This is a genomic window from Pseudomonas sp. HPB0071 (genome assembly GCF_000478505.2).
Taxonomy (GTDB): Bacteria; Pseudomonadota; Gammaproteobacteria; order Pseudomonadales; family Pseudomonadaceae; genus Chryseomonas; species Chryseomonas luteola.
In genome coordinates this window covers 1,221,780-1,238,808 of the sequence record NZ_KI517367.1, presented here as the reverse complement: position 1 = coordinate 1,238,808, position 17,029 = coordinate 1,221,780, and the positions used below count along the sequence as shown (strand labels likewise).

Here is a 17,029-nt window from a genome sequence, read left to right as displayed (position 1 = left end):
TCTCCGGTTTCTGGCCTGCAAAGCCCCGTAAGCTGGCTATAGTCACTAGAACAATAATAAGAGGAGCACTGCCATGCCTGAACTCGCCCGTCGTGAATTCTGGAAAGAACTCCAGCCGATTCCCAACAGCTTGAAGCCCGATGCCAGGCCTGAGGTCTACATCGAGGACGCGCCGACAGAAGACGAGCGCTATTACGTGCCGTTTACCGATACCGTCTCGAGTCGCCCGTTATGGATCTCGCCCTCCGAGAACAAGTGGTGCGATGTCCTCATGGCCAAACAGGCGGGCCTGGTGAACCGTCATTACCATCCCCATGAGGTTTTTGCCTATACCATCTCTGGAAAGTGGGGCTACCTGGAGCATGGCTGGACGGCCAGAGCCGGCGACTTCGTTTACGAAACGCCTGGCGAGGGGCATACGCTGGTGGCTTATGATTATGATGAGCCGATGCGGGTCTTCTTTATCGTCAAGGGCCCTCTGATCTGGCTGGATCAGGACGGCAACGCCGCGGGCTATTTCGATGTACACGACTATATCAAGCTCTGCCGGGAGCATTTCGAGCGCGTCGGTATCGGCGCAGATTACGTCGATACCTTGTTCCGCTAGGTAAAAGCGCCCTGCGATCCTGCCTTGCAGGGCGCTACGTCATACCGGGACGTTCATATTGATACGACGCCATACCGCTTCGGCAAAGCTGTAGACCGCAAAGGCGATCAAACCCAGCGCAACCACCAGCAGAATGATATGGCCGAAAGGCAAGTTCTGAAGCCCGTTGAGAGCCTCCTTGATTCCCGGTGGGTGCATTGCATCGTAGCGTGAGCCACTGACAGCCAGCAGTACGGCAATCTCGATAAAGGCCACCCCCCGTGCAATCAGTCCGAATCGGGAGACGGGGCGTACCATGCGCATGACACCTTCATCCGCCTCGAAATACCGTTCGAAGGAGGCCTTCCACCCCTTGATGATATGGGCAATGCCTACACCCAGCGGAATCAGGGCTATCAGCCGTATCACTATATTGGAGTGGTCCCAGCTGAGCAGGTGTGAAAGAAAGTCCTGTGCCTGACCACCACCTCCAGAGCCTCCGCCCTCACCAGGAGTTTTGAAACCGCTGATCAGAAGGCCTAGGGCGAAGAGCGCCAGGAGGACATATGTCACGCCACTGGCGAGGAGTCCTGTACGGATCGTTAATCCTTTGAGATCCGTGCCGTGATGATCCGAATCTCGTAGAGCCTGTACGGCACGCCAGGCTGCAAAGGCTGCAAGCCCGATCACCACAATCCAGAGCAGGGTACTGCCGGACGGTTGCGCCAATACGGTTTGCAGGCTCTGATGACTGTCGACGGGCTGTCCTGAGCCTATGGCTGCCAGTAACGCGAAGCCACCGATAATGAGGTACACCACGCCTCGGGCAGCGTAGCCACCACGGGCCAGCCAGGTAAGGCCTCGGTTGGGAGTCATGCTGATTAGGTTTCCTGTAGTTATGAGGGATACAGGAAAAGACCCGGCGACTGAGGCGGCGGTTCGTATTCACGGCTGGGGTAGCAAGCCAAACGGACGAAAGGCGATTGGCCAGTATTTGTAGGAAAAAGCTTACAAGGACTCTCAGCGGTTGGCTCTAGGGGAAACGAAGGGAGAGGCGTAATCTATTTACATCGGAGCAGCGCACGGAAGCGCTCATGGTAGATCAAGGACCCGATATGACCGCCAGGATGGCAGCTTGACAGGATGTCGAGCATGGTCAACGAAACCCCGCTACGGCGGGGTTTTTCCGTTTCACCGCTGTTTAGCAGTCTATTCTCCGGGTCAGTCGACGTTCCAGACCGACGCGTCCTTTATACGTCCTGCCCTCATCGATCCATCCTTCTTTTAAATAGAGCCCCAGCGCTGATTCATTGTGGGCGTCTACTGCTAGTTGAATATGCCGGATATCGGGCCACTGCCTGCAGACCAGCTCGGGAAGCGCCCGCAGGCAGGCTTTGCCCAGCCCTCGGCCCTGTGCGCGAGCCGCGATTTGCAAGGCATGGAGCGAGCAGGCATCGGCGCTGACCCACTGGGGAGACAGGGGAGGCCGCTTGAGTAGAAGCAGACCTGCCGGCAGGCCTGCTTCCAACAGGGTGAACCCTTGTACATGCCGAGGTGACTGCTCCTCAAGACTCATCAGTGCAGCCTCAGGCGTGCCTGGAAAGGCTATCTGCTCAGGGTGTAATTCAAGGCTGAGCAGCGCCTGGCGCTGGGCATCGTCAAGGGCGGTAATGGCTTCAATCAAAAGAGGGTCATCATTTCGTCGGACCTTTGAACCGTTAATGACCACTATCAATCCTGTCGATTTCTCAAGGTATCAATCACAGCGTACTGTGAAGCCTGGCTTAAGAGTAGATAGAGGTCCTTATGCCCATTGTTCAAATCATGTCAGTAGTAGGCAGTGCCGTACCTGCTGCGCTTCGGGAGGCCGGTTTTATGGTCTGCTGGTATCTGGTACGCAATGGCGAGCGCATCAGTGGTCCGTTCACCACGCGTCAGGAGGCACAAGTGCAAATGAGCACCTTGGCCGAGTTGCATACCGTCGCCTGATCAGGAGGTTCGTTTCAGCATTTCCCAGAGCCTGGGGTCGTTGAAGTCTGCTATTGCCAGATCGGCGCCGGCTGCCAGCAGTTCATCGGCTGTCAGTGTTGAGGTAATACCGACCGTAACGATTCCTGCTGCCTTGGCTGCCGTCAGGCCGGGAATAGAATCCTCGAAAACCAGCGCCTGCCGGGGCTGGATCTCCAGCGTATTCAACGCAGTGGTATAGGGAAGGGGATCCGGCTTCGAACGTTCCAGCTCTTCACCCAGCACGACCAGGGGAAAGCGGTTTTCCAGTCCAAGCGCCTTGAGCATGTGGTGGACATTGGCACGCGGGGCATTGGTCACGATCGCGTGTTTCCATCCCTGTTGGTCCGCGTAGCTCAACAACGTTTCAAGGCCAGCGGTGGGCTCGAGTGTGTTGGCTAACTCACGCAGCAAGGCTTCCTTTTCGTTTGCAATCACTGTGTGCTCATCGGGCGTCTTGTCTGGATAGAGGTCTTTACAAACTGCGTCGTTGGCGCGACCCGAAATGTGACGCCTGAAGTCTTCTTCACTCAAGTTGCGTCCCTCGCGGGCCAGAAGTTGCTTCCAGGCCTGGTAATGAACCGGATCGGTATCAGTCAGGGTTCCGTCGAGATCGAATATCAGTGTATTGAGCATCAGCATGTCCTAAATGGCTCCAAGGGTGAGCCTGAAAGGATTCAGGCTCACCGGGAGGGGAGGGGCTTACCAGATCTTGATGCGCTTGTCCGGGGGCAGGTACATCTGGTCGTCTGGCTTGACGTCATAGGCCTCGTAGAAACCAGGCACGTTACTCAGCACCCCATTGGTGCGGTATTGCGCCGGTGAGTGCGGGTCGGTTTTCAGACGATTGAGCAGGTTCTGTTGTGTGTACTTGGTGCACCAGACCTGCGCCCATCCGGTAAAGAAGCGCTGTTCGGCCGTCATGCCGTCAATGACAGGGGCAGGTTTGCCGTTCAATGACAGGTGATACGCCGAGTAGGAGATCGTTACGCCACCCAGGTCGGCAATATTTTCACCCAGGGTAAAGCGGCCATTGATGTGATAGCCCGGTACCGGCTCATAGGCCGAGTACTGTTCAGCCAGCGCTGTCGCACGCTTTGCGAAGCGCTCGCGGTCTGTCTTGGTCCACCATTCTCGCAGATTACCGTCGCCATCGAACTGCGAGCCCTGATCATCGAAACCATGACTGATTTCGTGGCCGATGACTGCACCGATACCACCGTAATTGACAGCATCTTCTGCCTGCATGTTGAAGAAGGGCGGTTGCAGGATGGCGGCCGGGAAGACGATCTCGTTACGCAGCGGGTTGTAATAGGCGTTGACTGTTTGTGGCGTCATGGCCCACTCATCTGGATCGACCGGCTTGCCGAGTTTGGCAAGGCTGCGTTGATACTCGAATGTCTGGGCCCGCTGCAGGTTGCCGATCAGGTCATCCGGGGCGATGTGCAAGGATGAGTAGTCACGCCACTGGTTGGGGTACCCGATCTTGTAGGTGAACTTCGCCAGCTTGGCCTTGGCTGCCTGGCGGGTGTCTTCGCTCATCCAGTCCAGCTTATCCATAGCCTGCCCATAGGCGGCGATGAGGTTGCGCACCAGCGCCTCCATGCGGGCCTTGTTTTCCGGCGGAAAATGACGCGCGACATATTCCTTGCCCAGAGCTTCACCCAGGCTGCCTTCAACCGCACTTACGCCACGCTTCCACCGTGGACGCTGCTCCTTGGCGCCGTTCAGGGTCTGCTGGAAGAATGCGAAATCCTCCTGGGCATAGGCGTGCGGTAGTGCCTGGGCATAGGCATGCAGGACGTGCCACTTGAGATAGGTTTTCCAGGTGGAGAGCGGTGTAGACGTCAACAGCTTGCCAAGCCCCGTGATGTAGCTGGGCTGTTCAACAATGATCGGGTGTTGATCGACAAAGCCGGTCTCCTTCAGGTACGACGGCCAGTCGATGGCACGGGTCAGCGTACGCAGTTGGGTGGGCTCATAGGCATTGTAGGTCTTGATGGGGTCGCGGTTGTCGACCTTGTCCCACTGGGCCAGGGCGATCTGCTTTTCCAATGCAGCCACTTTGCGGGCACTACCGGCAGGGTCAGGGAGGTTGGCCAGGTCCAACATGCGCTGCACGTGCGAAACGAAGCCGGAGCGGATCTCGGCGAATGACGTGTCATCGATCAGGTAGTAATCCCGGTCGGGCAGGCTGAGACCGGACTGGGCAATCTCGGCTACGTATCGCTTGGAGTCCTTAGCATCCTGAGTGACATAGGGTTCGAGCGGAACATCGATACCCAGCCGCTGGAGGCGGGCCATTGTGATGAGCAGCGAGCGACGATCATGAATGGAGTCGATAGCATCGAACGCACCCTGCAAGGGTTTGAGCCCCTGCGCCTCAATGGCGGCTTCATTCATGAAGGAGGCATATAGGTCGCCGATTTTCTGCTCGTCGCTGCCAGTAGCCTTGTCGGGCTTGGCGGCCAGCGCCTCGATGATGGCGTGCAGCTGTTTCTCGGTGGTATCGGCAATGGCATGGAAGGCGCCGTAGCTGGTCTTGTCGGCCGGGATAGGTGTGTTTTTCAACCATTGACCGTTAATGGCGTTGAAAAAATCATCCTGAGGCCGGACGCCGGGATCGAAGTTCTCCTTCTTGATGCCGGACTGCAGCGTGTTGGCAGGGGTTTGGGGCTGGACAAATTCCGATTTACCGCAGGCGCTCAACGCCAGTACACAAACGGCGCCGGCAAAGATATGTCTCATGGGATCTCCATTGGGATTAGCGGTCACGCACGTGACTATAACGGGCTCGCTTATGGCGAGGCCAACGGCTTTGCAAGGGCGGGGCCAGGCACTGCCGAGGGCGTATCACTCCCGTTATGTCTGCGGTGAACGTACCAGAAGCACGCGGCTCTGGCACTGTTTTGGGCTATGGAACATCCCTTGTAGAGCGCCTGGCTGCAAAATGGTGCCCGCTATCGGCACGGTAAGGTGTCACTCCGGGCAGCTGGCCGCCAGAGTAGGTTGCTGCGCTACCTGAAGTTTTCGCAGGAGATCCCGCTTCTTGGAGTGATGCGCCTGCATGCGTGCCAGCAGATCATGCAGAGTATGGACGGCCTTCAGAATGTGCGGACCCTTGTTCAGCATCACGCATTCGGCCCGTACGCCCATGGCGGCATCCGTAATCTCGGCCCGCGACGGCGCGCCTTTCTTGGCCAGGGTTTCCAATACCTGGGTCGCCCAGATCACCGGCACATGGGCCGCTTCGCACAGACAAAGTATTTCTTCCTGAAGCTCAGCCAGTCGTTCGAAGCCGCTTTCTACCGCCAGATCGCCCCGCGCGATCATGACGCCGAAACGCGGAAGGTTCATGCCTGCAAAGAGCAGCGCCGGCAGGTTCTCGAAGCCTCGACGTGTCTCGATCTTGAGCACGACGCCCAGCTCATGGGCGTTCAGTCGATCAATGTGATGGAGCAGGGTCCTGACGTCATCTGCCGTGTTAACGAAAGAGAACTCGACCACGTCGGCATGCTCGGCTGCGAACGCCAGGGCTTCGATGTCATGGGGCGTAAGCGCATCGAGACGCAGATGACTGTCCGGAAAGTTGATGCCTTTGTCGCTCTTGAGCTTGCCACCCCCAGGCGCGTGGGTGATACGGATACGCAGCGTCTCGCTCTGCACCGAATCAATGATTCCGCCAATCTTGCCATCGTCGAACCAGACTGGCTCGCCAGCCCGTACATCCTCGAAGATTTCCGGCAGCGTGCAGCCGATGGACGCTGGGGTCAGGACTTCTCCGAAACTGTCGTAGGTTGCCGGATGCCCGGTATGTTGATCCTTGGTCAGAATCAGCACATCGCCCTCCACCAGCTTGATGGCCTGCTCTTGAGCCGGGAAGGGCGCAATGCGTGTCTCGCGTTTCCGGCCTTTCCTGTCTTTGATCGAGAGGGCTGTGTTCGGCGTCAGGTAGGCGGTCTTGTAGAGTTCGCCCCAGCACCCTTCGCGGGAGATATCAACGATCTCGATCTGCCGCTTCGAGCCGCGGGCATCGTGAAGGATTATCTGTGTATGTGGCTGGAGATTCGATAACCAGTCCGCTGCCACCGGCAGGCTGGCATCTGCCTGGGTCGGTGGAGCTTGAGGGTTTTCTCTGGCGGTCAGCCAGAGGCGGGCTGGCTTGACTGCTCGACCGAAATCATCGCGGGTCGGCTTGACGCGTATCACGGCCGGGCCTGCGTTGATTTGCCCGGTGCGCAGCTTGGGACCCGCAAGGTCCATCATGACGCGGCAAGGCTTGCCAAGGGCCTTTTCCGCTCGGCGTGCATGTTCAATCATCTGTTGCCAGGTCTTGGCGTCGTCATGAGCACAGTTGATGCGCATGCTGTCCATGCCGGCCGCCAGCAAATCATGCACAAGCGAGTAGTCCTGTGCGGCCTCGCTGGGCATGGTCACCATGATTCGGACTCCACGCCCGACAGGCGTTGCGCCAAACAGAGCCTCGGTGTGCTCATGCAGCAGCTGCTCGCCCCGGTCCATGCCCAGCGGCTCATAGGGAGGGGGCGCGTTCTTGCTGCCGGAGAGCTTTTGCAGGATTTCAATAAGGGTGGTGATTGCAACCAGGATGTACGCTTCCGAGCGCCCCAGCGACGACAGTCCCAGCCGTGCCAGGCGTGCCTGTAGCGGCCGGATGTCATGACGGCGTAGCGCCAGATAGTTAAGTAGGTTATGTGCGCTCTCGGTATAGCTCTGGTGCACATGCTCCGCCAGGATGGGTGCGTCACAGGCCGCCGTGATCATCTCGTCACGCAGCGCGATCAGTTCGGACAGGGCCGCTTCGATATCGGCCGGTATCAGTGCGCCTGGGGGAAGTGTCCTGGTGTTCAAATGATAACCTCAACAGTCAAAGTCCGGATGGCAACAGGCGTCATTACGTCGCGTCGGCCGAGCTAAGCACAGGTATGTGACGTTGGTATGTAGGGGTGCCCTTATGGGGACAGGCGAAGGTTTAGAAAGAACCAGACTGTGGGTGTTCTGCAGGATAGCGGACGCTTTGTTTCATGAGATTACGGTAATGGCATATCTGCTCAGAAAGCTATCTATGTAGGCAAAGGCTTACAAGAAGTGACTGTGATTGACGCTAGGGAAGAAGGCGGCGGTGGCGTAATCTTCTTACCCATGGAATGCAGCGCAGGACGCGCTCATGAGCCTCAAGGATGAAAGACCCGCCAGGATGGCACTCGATAAGGATATCGAGCGGTCAGCAAAAACCCCGCCTAGGCGGGGTTTTTTCGTTGGGCCGGAAAAAGGATCTCCTCGAAATCCTCTCCGGCAAGCCCTCACTCACGTATGGGAGTGAGGGGCTGGTGTTTCACTCTGGGCGGTATTGGTAGGCGGCAGGTTGTCGGGCGGAATGGCCAGCGCGCGCAGCGCACCTGACATGATTTGGCTGAACACCGGTGCCGAAACCAGACCGCCGTAGTAGCCGATCTTGGTCGGGGAGTCCATCATCACGGCCAGTACCAGCTTGGGATCGCTGGCGGGCGCCATGCCTACGAACATCGAACGATAGGCATGCTCCTTGTAGCCGCCGCCCCCGGAGCGACGGGCAGTACCACTTTTCCCTGCCACCTGATAGCCCGGCACCCGGGCGCGCACGACACCGCTAGGATCTTCCACTACCTCCTTGAGCATCATGCGAATCCGATGCGCCACCTGTGGGTCCATCGCAGGCACCAGTTGTTGTGGGTTATCGCGCAGCAGCGAGAGTGGGGCAAGCTTTCCGTCATTGGCAAAGACCGTATAGGCCTGGGCCAGCTCGGCGGTATTGACGGCTAGACTATAGCCATAGGACATGCTGGCTGTGGCGATTCTGGACCATTTCACATGGTTGGGCAGATAACCTGCGTTTTCACCCGGGAAACCCAGAGACAGGGGCGAGCCAAAGCCGACCCGGGCCAGCTGCTCAAGGATAGGTTTGGGACCGACTTCCAAGGCAACCTTGCTCATGCCGATGTTCGACGAGTTGATCAGCACGCCGGTCATGGTCAGGATGTCCCGACGTGCTACGTCGCGAATCGTGTGGCCGTCGATGACAAACCAGCCCGGCGCCACACTCACCTGGGTATTTTCGTTGAATTTTCCCGTGGCCAGCGCTGCTGACATGCTGAACGGCTTGATAACCGAGCCGGGTTCGAACACATCGGTTAGCGCGCGGTTACGCATGAAAGTCGGGTTGATGGATGCCCGGTTGTTCGGGTTATAAGACGGAAAGTTCGCCATGGCCAGGATCTGACCATTCTTGGGGTTGACCAGTACGGCCGAGCCGGACAGGGCACCAAACTTGGTTACTGCCTCCTGCAGGGCGCGATAGGCCTCGAACTGCAGACGCAAGTCGATGGACAGGGCAATATCCTGGCTGGGCTTGGGCTGTTTGTCGACCTTGATGTTCTTGACGATGGAGCCGCGCGGGTTGATCAGCACCTCGCGAACGCCTGCTTTCCCGCTGAGCCACTCGTTGTAGCCCAGCTCCACGCCTTCCTGGCCTTCGCCATCCAGATTCACCAGACCAATCAACTGGGCTGTCAGGTCGGAGGTAGGGTAATAGCGCTTGTACTCCTTGAGCTGGTGCACGCCCTTGATATCGAGCGCCATGATGTCCTCGCCTTCGATGGGAGACAGGCCACGGGCCAGGTAAAGGAAATGCTTTTCCGAGCGGGCCTTGATATAGGACACAAGCTCGCCGGCGGGACGATGCAGTGCCGCTGCCAGCGCAGGCACCCGGTCCATGCTCTCCTTCATTTCCGAAGGGTTGCACCAGATCGTCGACACTTCGGTTGAGACGGCCAGGGGGGAGCCATTGCGGTCGGTAATCAGGCCGCGGGTAACGGGGATGGGGATATGACGAACGCTGCGTCGTTCGCCCTGATCGATCAGGAACTCACTGTCATGAACTCGGAGATAGACCAGCCTGGACGCGACGGCCAGAGTAAGCAGGAACAAAAAAAATAACACCGCATGAAAACGGTAGCGGTTTGAAAATCCATTCATGGTCTTGGCAACTTGACGTGTTCAATGCCTGGGCAGGCCATCTTCAGGCCTGCTGGCCCGATGAGGCGAGAAAGCGCGGATAGTACCGTAAAGGTGCCAGTAGTTGGCGATGGGTTTCGCATCAGCGTAGGCATCTTTCGATCTCGAAGGCGCGACACGACCAATGGTCATTCCGCCAAACCACCGGTCTTGAGCGGCTCCCGCAAGCGGGATCGCTAGCGTCTGGGTGTAATGCCGTGCTTGTGCAGCTTCCGGTAAAGCGTGTTTCGGCTTATGCCAAGGCGTTCGGCCGTGCGTGTCATCTGCCAATGTTCCTGCTCCAGTATCAGGAGCAGAGCGGTCTTTTCGGCATCTTCCAGAGGCGCATCCAGCGTCAGGGCGGGCAGGCTCGCTGGGCTGGAAATCTCCTGCGGCAGATCACCCCTGCGAATCACCCCATCCTCACACAAGGCCACCAGGGTTCGCAGGACATTGCGCAACTGACGAACATTGCCTGGCCATTGATACCCAAGCAGGGCCTGGCGAGCCTCGGCGTCCAGGTGCAGGCTCTGGCCCTGCGCCTCTTCAAGCAGCAAGTGATTGAGCAGCGCGGCCTTGTCGAGCCGCTCACGTACCGGCGGCAGGCTCACCACCAGACCGTTGAGCCGGTAGTACAAATCCTCTCGAAAGCTGCCGTCGCCTACCCGTATCCTGAGATCGCGGTGGGTGGCGCTAATGATGCGGATGTCAATCGTCTGCGGTTGTCCGCCCAGCGGAACGACCTGCCGTTCCTCCAGTACGCGCAGCAGGCGGGTCTGCAACATCAGGGGCATATCGCCGATCTCGTCGAGAAACAGGGTGCCGCCGTGGGCTTCGAGTAGCTTGCCACGCATGCCTTCCTTACGCGCACCGGTAAACGTGCCACCGGCGTAGCCGAACAACTCGCTTTCGATAAGTGATTCCGGGATCGCCGCGCAGTTAAGAGCAATAAAAGGCTTACTGGCGCGCGAACCGGCCAGATGCAGGGCTTTGGCGAAGGCCTCCTTGCCGGTCCCCGTCTCACCGGTGAGCAGCACCGGAACATCGCGCTCCATGACCTTGCGGGCGCGCTCGAACTCCCGCGCAAGGGCAGGATCTTCGAGGCACAGCGCTGGACGCGGCGGGGTACGGACAGGCACGGAATGAACAAGCTTGTGCGGCGCTCGCAGCTGCCCATAGAAGCGTGTTCCCTCAGTGCTGTACAGCGGCCAGCAATGTGTAGGATGCGGTTGTGCACGATCAAGTAACGAAGCAAGGGGAAGCTCGACGAGCGCCTCCACGGGTTGCCCCAGAAGGGCCGGTCGCGTCGTGCTCAGGAGGTTCAGCGCGCTTTCGTTGATGGCGCTGATTCGGCCAGACTCATCAAACGCCAGCAAGCCTTCACTCAGCAGCCCGACGTAATCCGGCTGGGTATGGAAGCGCAGCAGATAACTGTCCTCGCATTGACGCAGGAAATAGCAGCTTTCGATGAGCTTGGCCGACAGGTTGACCAGCGCTATGGTGTGAAACTGGCTCTGCCGGGAAACGGTGCGCCGCGCCGAGGACACATCCAGTACGGCCAAAAGGTCTCCGGCAGGGTCGAATACCGGGCTGGCGGAGCATGTTAGGATGGTGTGGCGATTGCGGAAGTGCTCATCCTGATGAATCGTCAGTGCATGCCGTTCGACCGCGCAGGTGCCGATGCCATTGGTGCCCTCGCAGGATTCGCTCCAGTCTGCTCCCAACCACAGGCCTGCTCGCTGAAAGGTGTCTCGTTCGGCCTCGTGGGTGATGCAATCGAGAATAAGGCCGCTGGCATCGGTAAGCAGGACGGCATGACCGGCACCCGCGAGCTGCTGATGCAGGCGATTCATCTCGCCATGGGCGATTTCCAGTACCCGTTGCGAGCGCTCGCGCTGCTCAAGGATACGAGGGTGCTCGAGTACGCTGGGCGAGGTGGCAGTGGACGGATCCAGGCGGTGCTGTTCGAGACAGCGGCGCCACGAACGGGCAATGGCTGGATCGGTGTCGGCCTGGCCCAGACCATGACCAACGGCAAGCACCTGACGCGTGTGACGACTCATGGGTGTGGCAGTCATTCTTATTGTGCTCCGCAAGGTGAATTCCGGGTCCTTGATTCACAGGAACCCTCCGATTCAGCGAAGTGCGTAATAGCGCCTATGCTTGATCAGGCGCAGGTTAAATGCAATGCAGATCATCGACTGTGTCAGAAGTGGTACAGCCTGTCACGCCTGCTGTCCTGGCGCTGACACACGATGTGACACCTGCCGGTTCGTGCCGGACAGCCGAAGCCGCCTGCGGCGCACATTTGCCACAGTTGGCCCAGGCCTTGCTATTTCTCAGGTATTACCGGTCCTCATAACAAACACAACATCGGGAGAACCACCATGCGTTACGCAGCCCCTGGCAGCCAAGGTGCTCTGATCACCCTGCAATCCCGTTACGGCAATTACATCGGCGGCGAATTCGTACCGCCGGTCAAGGGCCAATATTTCACCAATACCTCGCCGGTCAATGGCTCTGTCATTGGCGAGTTTCCCCGTTCCTCTGCTGAAGATATCGAAAAAGCGTTGGATGCTGCCCATGCGGCGGCAGATGCCTGGGGCAAGACGTCAGTACAGGCGCGCTCGTTGACCCTACTCAAGATTACCGACCGCATCGAGCAGAATCTGGAAAAACTGGCCATTGCCGAAACCTGGGACAACGGCAAGGCCGTGCGTGAAACCCTTAATGCCGACGTGCCGCTGGCTGCCGATCATTTCCGCTACTTTGCAGGTTGTATCCGGGCTCAGGAGGGGACGGCGGCCGAAATCGACCAGCATACGGCGGCGTATCACTTCCATGAGCCGCTCGGCGTGGTAGGGCAGATCATTCCCTGGAACTTCCCGCTTCTGATGGCTGCCTGGAAGCTGGCACCTGCGCTGGCTGCAGGTAACTGTGTGGTGCTCAAACCGGCCGAGCAGACGCCGCTCTCCATTACGCTCTTCGTTGAGATGATTGGCGACCTGCTGCCACCCGGTGTGATCAATATCGTGCAGGGCTACGGCAAGGAGGCGGGGGAAGCCCTGGCGACTAGCACACGCATCGCCAAGATTGCCTTTACCGGCTCGACGCCGGTGGGCTCGCACATCCTCAAGTGCGCAGCGGCCAATATCATTCCAAGTACGGTCGAGTTGGGAGGCAAGTCACCCAACATCTATTTCGACGACATCATGGGTGCGGAGCAAAGCTTTATTGAAAAGGCGGCCGAAGGGCTGGTGCTTGGCTTCTTCAACCAGGGAGAGGTGTGTACCTGTCCATCCCGCGCCCTGGTGCAGGAATCTATCTATGAGCCGTTCATGGCGGAAGTCATGAAAAAGGTTGCGCAGATCAAGCGCGGTGATCCGTTGGACACCGACACCATGGTCGGCGCCCAAGCCTCTCAGCAGCAGTTCGAAAAGATAGTTTCGTACCTGGAAATCGCGCGTGGCGAAGGGGCCGAATTTTTGACTGGCGGCGCTGTGGAAACCCTGCAGGGCGACCTGGCCAATGGGTATTACATCCAGCCGACCCTGCTCAAGGGCCACAACAAGATGCGGGTATTCCAGGAAGAGATCTTCGGGCCGGTCATCGGCGTGACCACGTTCAAGGACGAGGCCGAAGCGCTTGCCATTGCCAACGATACCGAGTTTGGCCTGGGCGCGGGGGTCTGGACGCGGGATATCAATCGCGCGTATCGCATGGGTCGCGGCATCAAGGCCGGGCGTGTGTGGACCAACTGCTATCACCTCTATCCTGCCCATGCGGCATTCGGTGGCTACAAGAAGTCCGGCATCGGTCGCGAGACCCACAAGATGATGCTGGATCATTATCAGCAGACCAAGAACCTGCTGATCAGCTACGACACGAATCCGCTGGGTTTCTTCTAGGCCCGTCATGGGGGCCGGTGAATCCTCATCGGCCCCTGGGACTGCGGCGTATCTACTCCTGTGAAGGCTCAACCTGAGCCTTCCTTGAGCCAGGTCATCATTTCTGTGCCTTGTTTGCTCCAGGCTTGCAGTATGGAGCGCCGGAACGATTGACCTGTATTTGCCAGCACGACTCCATACGTCATGTATCCATGAGGGATCACGTCATGCCTAAAACAATGAAAGCTGCCGTCGTTCGTGAGTTTGGTAAACCGCTGGAAATCGAGGAGGTGGATGTCCCTACCCCAGGCGCAGGACAGGTCTTGGTGAAGATCGAAGCCTCCGGGGTGTGCCATACCGACCTGCATGCCGCCGAAGGCGATTGGCCGGTCAAACCCAATCCGCCCTTCATCCCGGGGCATGAAGGGGTTGGGTATGTGGTCGGGGTGGGTGCTGGCGTCACCCATGTGAAGGAGGGGGATCGGGTCGGTATCCCATGGTTGTACTCCGCCTGTGGTCATTGCGAACACTGCCTCGGGGGCTGGGAAACACTGTGCGAGGATCAGAAGAACACGGGCTACTCGGTCAACGGCGGCTTTGCCGAATATGCCCTGGCTGATGCCGGCTACGTGGGACGGCTGCCGGATAATGTGGGCTTTGTGGAGATTGCGCCGGTGTTGTGTGCCGGGGTGACCGTTTACAAGGGACTTAAGATGACCGAAACCAAGCCCGGGCAGTGGGTAGTGATCTCCGGAATTGGTGGCCTTGGACACATGGCTGTTCAGTATGCCAAGGCCATGGGTATGAACGTGGCCGCAGTCGATGTGGACGATAAGAAGCTGGAACTGGCGCGCCGGCTGGGGGCTGAGGTTACGGTCAACTGCCGTGAGCTGGACCCGGCGGGCTATCTGAAAAAGGAGATCGGCGGCGCCCACGGTGCCCTGGTCACGGCTGTCTCGCCCAAGGCGTTCGAGCAGGCTATCGGCATGACCCGTCGTGGTGGCACCATTGCCCTGAACGGGCTTCCGCCGGGAGAATTCCCATTATCGATCTTCGACATGGTCCTCAACGGCACAACCGTTCGCGGCTCCATCGTCGGGACGCGGCTGGATCTGCAGGAAGCCCTGGAGTTTGCCGGTGAGGGAAAGGTCAAGGCGACGGTTGCAGCCGAACCCCTCGAAAACATCAACGATATCTTTTCCCGGATGCACGAAGGCAAGATCGAAGGACGTATCGTGATCGATATGAGCCTTTCATGATCAGGCCGTTATCCGCCCGCCGTGTGCAGTCGGGCGGATAACGGCTTAACGTTCCGCTGCCATCTTGACGGCCAACCCTGCCAGTACGGTTCCCATCAGCCACCGCTGAACAGTCAGCCATAAGGGGCGGCCTGCCAGAAACGCTGCAATAGAGCCTGCTGTAAAGGCGATCAATCCGTTCACGGTTACGCTGATCAGAATCTGCGTCGCGCCCAGGAGCAGGGACTGGGTCAACACGCTGCCCTGTGCAGGGGAAATGAACTGCGGCAGCAACGACAGGTAGATTATGGCAATCTTGGGATTGAGCAGGTTGGTCACAAAGCCCATAGCGAAGAGTTTGTGTGGACTGTCCTTGGGTAGATCCCTGACCTGAAACGGAGACCGTCCGCCGGGTTTCACGGCCTGCCAGGCCAGATATAGCAGATACAGCGCACCGCCTATCCGCAGCGCATCGTAGGCGAAGGGCACCGCCATCAGCAGAGCAGTGATTCCAAGGGCTGCACAGACCATGTAGAACGCAAAGCCCAGGGCCACGCCGCCAAGGGAAATCATGCCAGCCGTTCGGCCCTGGCAGATGGAGCGGGAAATCAGATAGACCATGTTTGGTCCGGGCGTCAGCGCCATGCCCAGGGTGATAGCCGCAAAGGCGAGCAGGTGTGAAAGTTCAGGCATGACGACTCCGTTCAAGACATTGTTTCTAGGCTATCTATATATCATCGGAAAACGTTCAATGGATTGAATAATAAGCCAGCAGGAAAGGGCTAAGCTTAGAGCACTCGCTATATACAACAAGAACAAGGTGAAAGGCCCATGAATGCGCAACAACCCTTTCTCTCTCCATTATCTGCTGTTATTGAGGAGATTCAGGCATTTCTCGGTGAGCGGATCGTAACCAGTCTCGCGGAGCGTGAGCAGCATGGTCATGGCGAGTCCTACCATGCGACCCGGATGCCTGATGCCGTCTGCTATGCACATAGCACCGAAGAAGTCTCCCGCATCGTCAAGGTCTGCGCCCACTACGGCGTACCCATCGTTCCCTTTGGGGGCGGCACCTCGCTGGAAGGGCATGTCTGTGCGCTCAAGGGTGGCATCTGTATAGACCTTAGTCGCATGCAGCGCATCCTGGCGGTTCGCCCGGGCGATCTGGATGCCACGGTTGAAGCCGGAGTGACGCGCCAGCAGCTCAATACCGAACTGCGGGCCACGGGACTCTTCTTTCCCATCGATCCGGGCGGAGAAAGCACCCTGGGCGGCATGGCGGCAACACGTGCCTCCGGGACCAATGCCGTACGCTACGGGACCATGCGGGAGAATGTCCTGTCGCTGACCGTGGTGTTGGCCGATGGCCAGATCATCAAGACGGCCAACCGTGCCCGCAAGTCCTCGGCGGGTTATGACCTGACGCGGCTGTTTGTGGGCTCGGAAGGTACGCTGGGGATCATCACCGAAGTGACCTTAAGGCTCTATGGCATTCCGGAAACCACGTCCGCTGCGGTATGTACCTTTCCCGATGTAGAGAGCGCTGTGACCTCGGTGGTAACGATCATCCAGTACGGTATTCCTGTCGCCCGGGTCGAGCTGCTGGATGCGCGGACTATCATGGCTGTGAACCGCTATTCAAAGATGACGCTGGATGAGCGGCCCACCTTGTTCTTCGAATTTCACGGCTCACCGGCAGGCGTTGCCGAACAAGTAGAGCTGACCCAATCGATCACCGAGGGTAACGGGGCGCTGAACTTTGTCGCTGCGGCCGATGCCGACGCGCGTAACGCGCTTTGGAAGGCCCGTCATAATGTGCACTACGCCATGCAGGCCATGCGGCCGAATGGGCGGGTATGGAGTACCGACGTGTGCGTTCCTATCTCGCAGCTGACGCCCTGTATTACGGAAACTGAAAAAGACGTGCTGGCCGCCTCGTTCTTTATCGCGATGGTTGGACATGTGGGGGACGGTAATTTTCACCTGGGGCTGGTGGTCGATCCGTCCAGTGAGGCTGAACTGGCGGAGGCCGAAGCGCTCAATGAACGGCTGGTGCGCCGCGCCATCGCCCTGGACGGGACCGCCACGGGCGAGCATGGCGTAGGGGCGGGCAAGATCAAGTTCATGACGCTTGAGCATGGCGCCGCAGTGAACACCATGCGCACCCTTAAAATGGCGCTGGACCCCCAGGGAATTCTCAACCCGGGCAAGGTGCTCCCGGACGCCGATGTCTGACGCCTCGGCAAGCAGGCCCGCCTGGA

13 protein-coding genes are annotated in these 17,029 nt (G+C 58.6%); 5 read left to right on the top strand and 8 right to left on the bottom strand.

Annotation, left to right across the window (positions count from 1 at the left end):
• Nucleotides 1-73 precede the first annotated feature (73 nt).
• Complete coding sequence (locus HMPREF1487_RS06105; RefSeq protein WP_010795739.1) at nucleotides 74-607, top strand: 2,4'-dihydroxyacetophenone dioxygenase family protein; 534 nt, start codon at nucleotides 74-76, stop codon at nucleotides 605-607.
• Nucleotides 608-646: 39 nt separating this feature from the next.
• Here HMPREF1487_RS06105 and HMPREF1487_RS06100 read toward each other — a convergent pair whose 3' ends face one another.
• Nucleotides 647-1,462 (bottom strand): DUF1206 domain-containing protein, encoded by an 816-nt coding sequence (locus HMPREF1487_RS06100; protein WP_010795738.1) that lies wholly within the window; start codon nucleotides 1,460-1,462, stop codon nucleotides 647-649.
• Between the two features lie 325 nt (nucleotides 1,463-1,787).
• On the bottom strand, nucleotides 1,788-2,315 hold the full coding sequence (locus HMPREF1487_RS06095) for a GNAT family N-acetyltransferase (protein WP_010795737.1): 528 nt from the start codon (nucleotides 2,313-2,315) through the stop codon (nucleotides 1,788-1,790).
• A gap of 77 nt (nucleotides 2,316-2,392) precedes the next feature.
• Here HMPREF1487_RS06095 and HMPREF1487_RS06090 point away from each other — a divergent pair, with 77 nt between their 5' ends.
• Entirely contained in the window at nucleotides 2,393-2,575 is a 183-nt protein-coding gene (locus tag HMPREF1487_RS06090; protein ID WP_010795736.1) for a hypothetical protein, read from the top strand.
• On the opposite strand, the gene HMPREF1487_RS06085 is transcribed toward HMPREF1487_RS06090, so the two are convergent.
• The 5 genes from HMPREF1487_RS06085 to HMPREF1487_RS06065 form a co-directional block, all read right to left on the bottom strand.
• A complete protein-coding gene (locus tag HMPREF1487_RS06085; protein ID WP_010795735.1) occupies nucleotides 2,576-3,229 on the bottom strand; it encodes an HAD family hydrolase in 654 nt (217 codons plus the stop codon). It abuts the gene before it with no gap.
• Nucleotides 3,230-3,295: 66 nt separating this feature from the next.
• Entirely contained in the window at nucleotides 3,296-5,341 is a 2,046-nt protein-coding gene (locus tag HMPREF1487_RS06080; RefSeq protein WP_010795734.1) for a M13 family metallopeptidase, read from the bottom strand.
• A gap of 231 nt (nucleotides 5,342-5,572) precedes the next feature.
• Entirely contained in the window at nucleotides 5,573-7,462 is a 1,890-nt protein-coding gene (locus HMPREF1487_RS06075) for a pyruvate kinase (RefSeq protein WP_010795733.1), read from the bottom strand.
• Nucleotides 7,463-7,918: 456 nt separating this feature from the next.
• Complete coding sequence (locus HMPREF1487_RS06070) at nucleotides 7,919-9,625, bottom strand: peptidoglycan D,D-transpeptidase FtsI family protein (protein WP_010795732.1); 1,707 nt, start codon at nucleotides 9,623-9,625, stop codon at nucleotides 7,919-7,921.
• 215 nt (nucleotides 9,626-9,840) lie between these two features.
• The gene (locus HMPREF1487_RS06065; protein ID WP_010795731.1) at nucleotides 9,841-11,721 is read right to left on the bottom strand and encodes a sigma-54-dependent Fis family transcriptional regulator; all 1,881 of its coding nucleotides are present in this window, start codon (nucleotides 11,719-11,721) and stop codon (nucleotides 9,841-9,843) included.
• Between the two features lie 309 nt (nucleotides 11,722-12,030).
• Here HMPREF1487_RS06065 and HMPREF1487_RS06060 point away from each other — a divergent pair, with 309 nt between their 5' ends.
• Entirely contained in the window at nucleotides 12,031-13,551 is a 1,521-nt protein-coding gene (locus tag HMPREF1487_RS06060; protein ID WP_010795730.1) for an acetaldehyde dehydrogenase ExaC, read from the top strand.
• Nucleotides 13,552-13,757: 206 nt separating this feature from the next.
• On the top strand, nucleotides 13,758-14,789 hold the full coding sequence (gene adhP / locus HMPREF1487_RS06055; RefSeq protein WP_010795729.1) for an alcohol dehydrogenase AdhP: 1,032 nt from the start codon (nucleotides 13,758-13,760) through the stop codon (nucleotides 14,787-14,789).
• Nucleotides 14,790-14,834: 45 nt separating this feature from the next.
• Here adhP and HMPREF1487_RS06050 read toward each other — a convergent pair whose 3' ends face one another.
• Nucleotides 14,835-15,461, bottom strand: coding sequence for a LysE family translocator (locus tag HMPREF1487_RS06050; protein ID WP_010795728.1), 627 nt, complete (start codon nucleotides 15,459-15,461; stop codon nucleotides 14,835-14,837).
• A 138-nt stretch (nucleotides 15,462-15,599) separates the two neighbouring features.
• Here HMPREF1487_RS06050 and HMPREF1487_RS06045 point away from each other — a divergent pair, with 138 nt between their 5' ends.
• The gene (locus HMPREF1487_RS06045) at nucleotides 15,600-17,003 is read left to right on the top strand and encodes an FAD-binding oxidoreductase (RefSeq protein ID WP_010795727.1); all 1,404 of its coding nucleotides are present in this window, start codon (nucleotides 15,600-15,602) and stop codon (nucleotides 17,001-17,003) included.
• The last annotated feature ends 26 nt before the right edge of the window (nucleotides 17,004-17,029 follow it).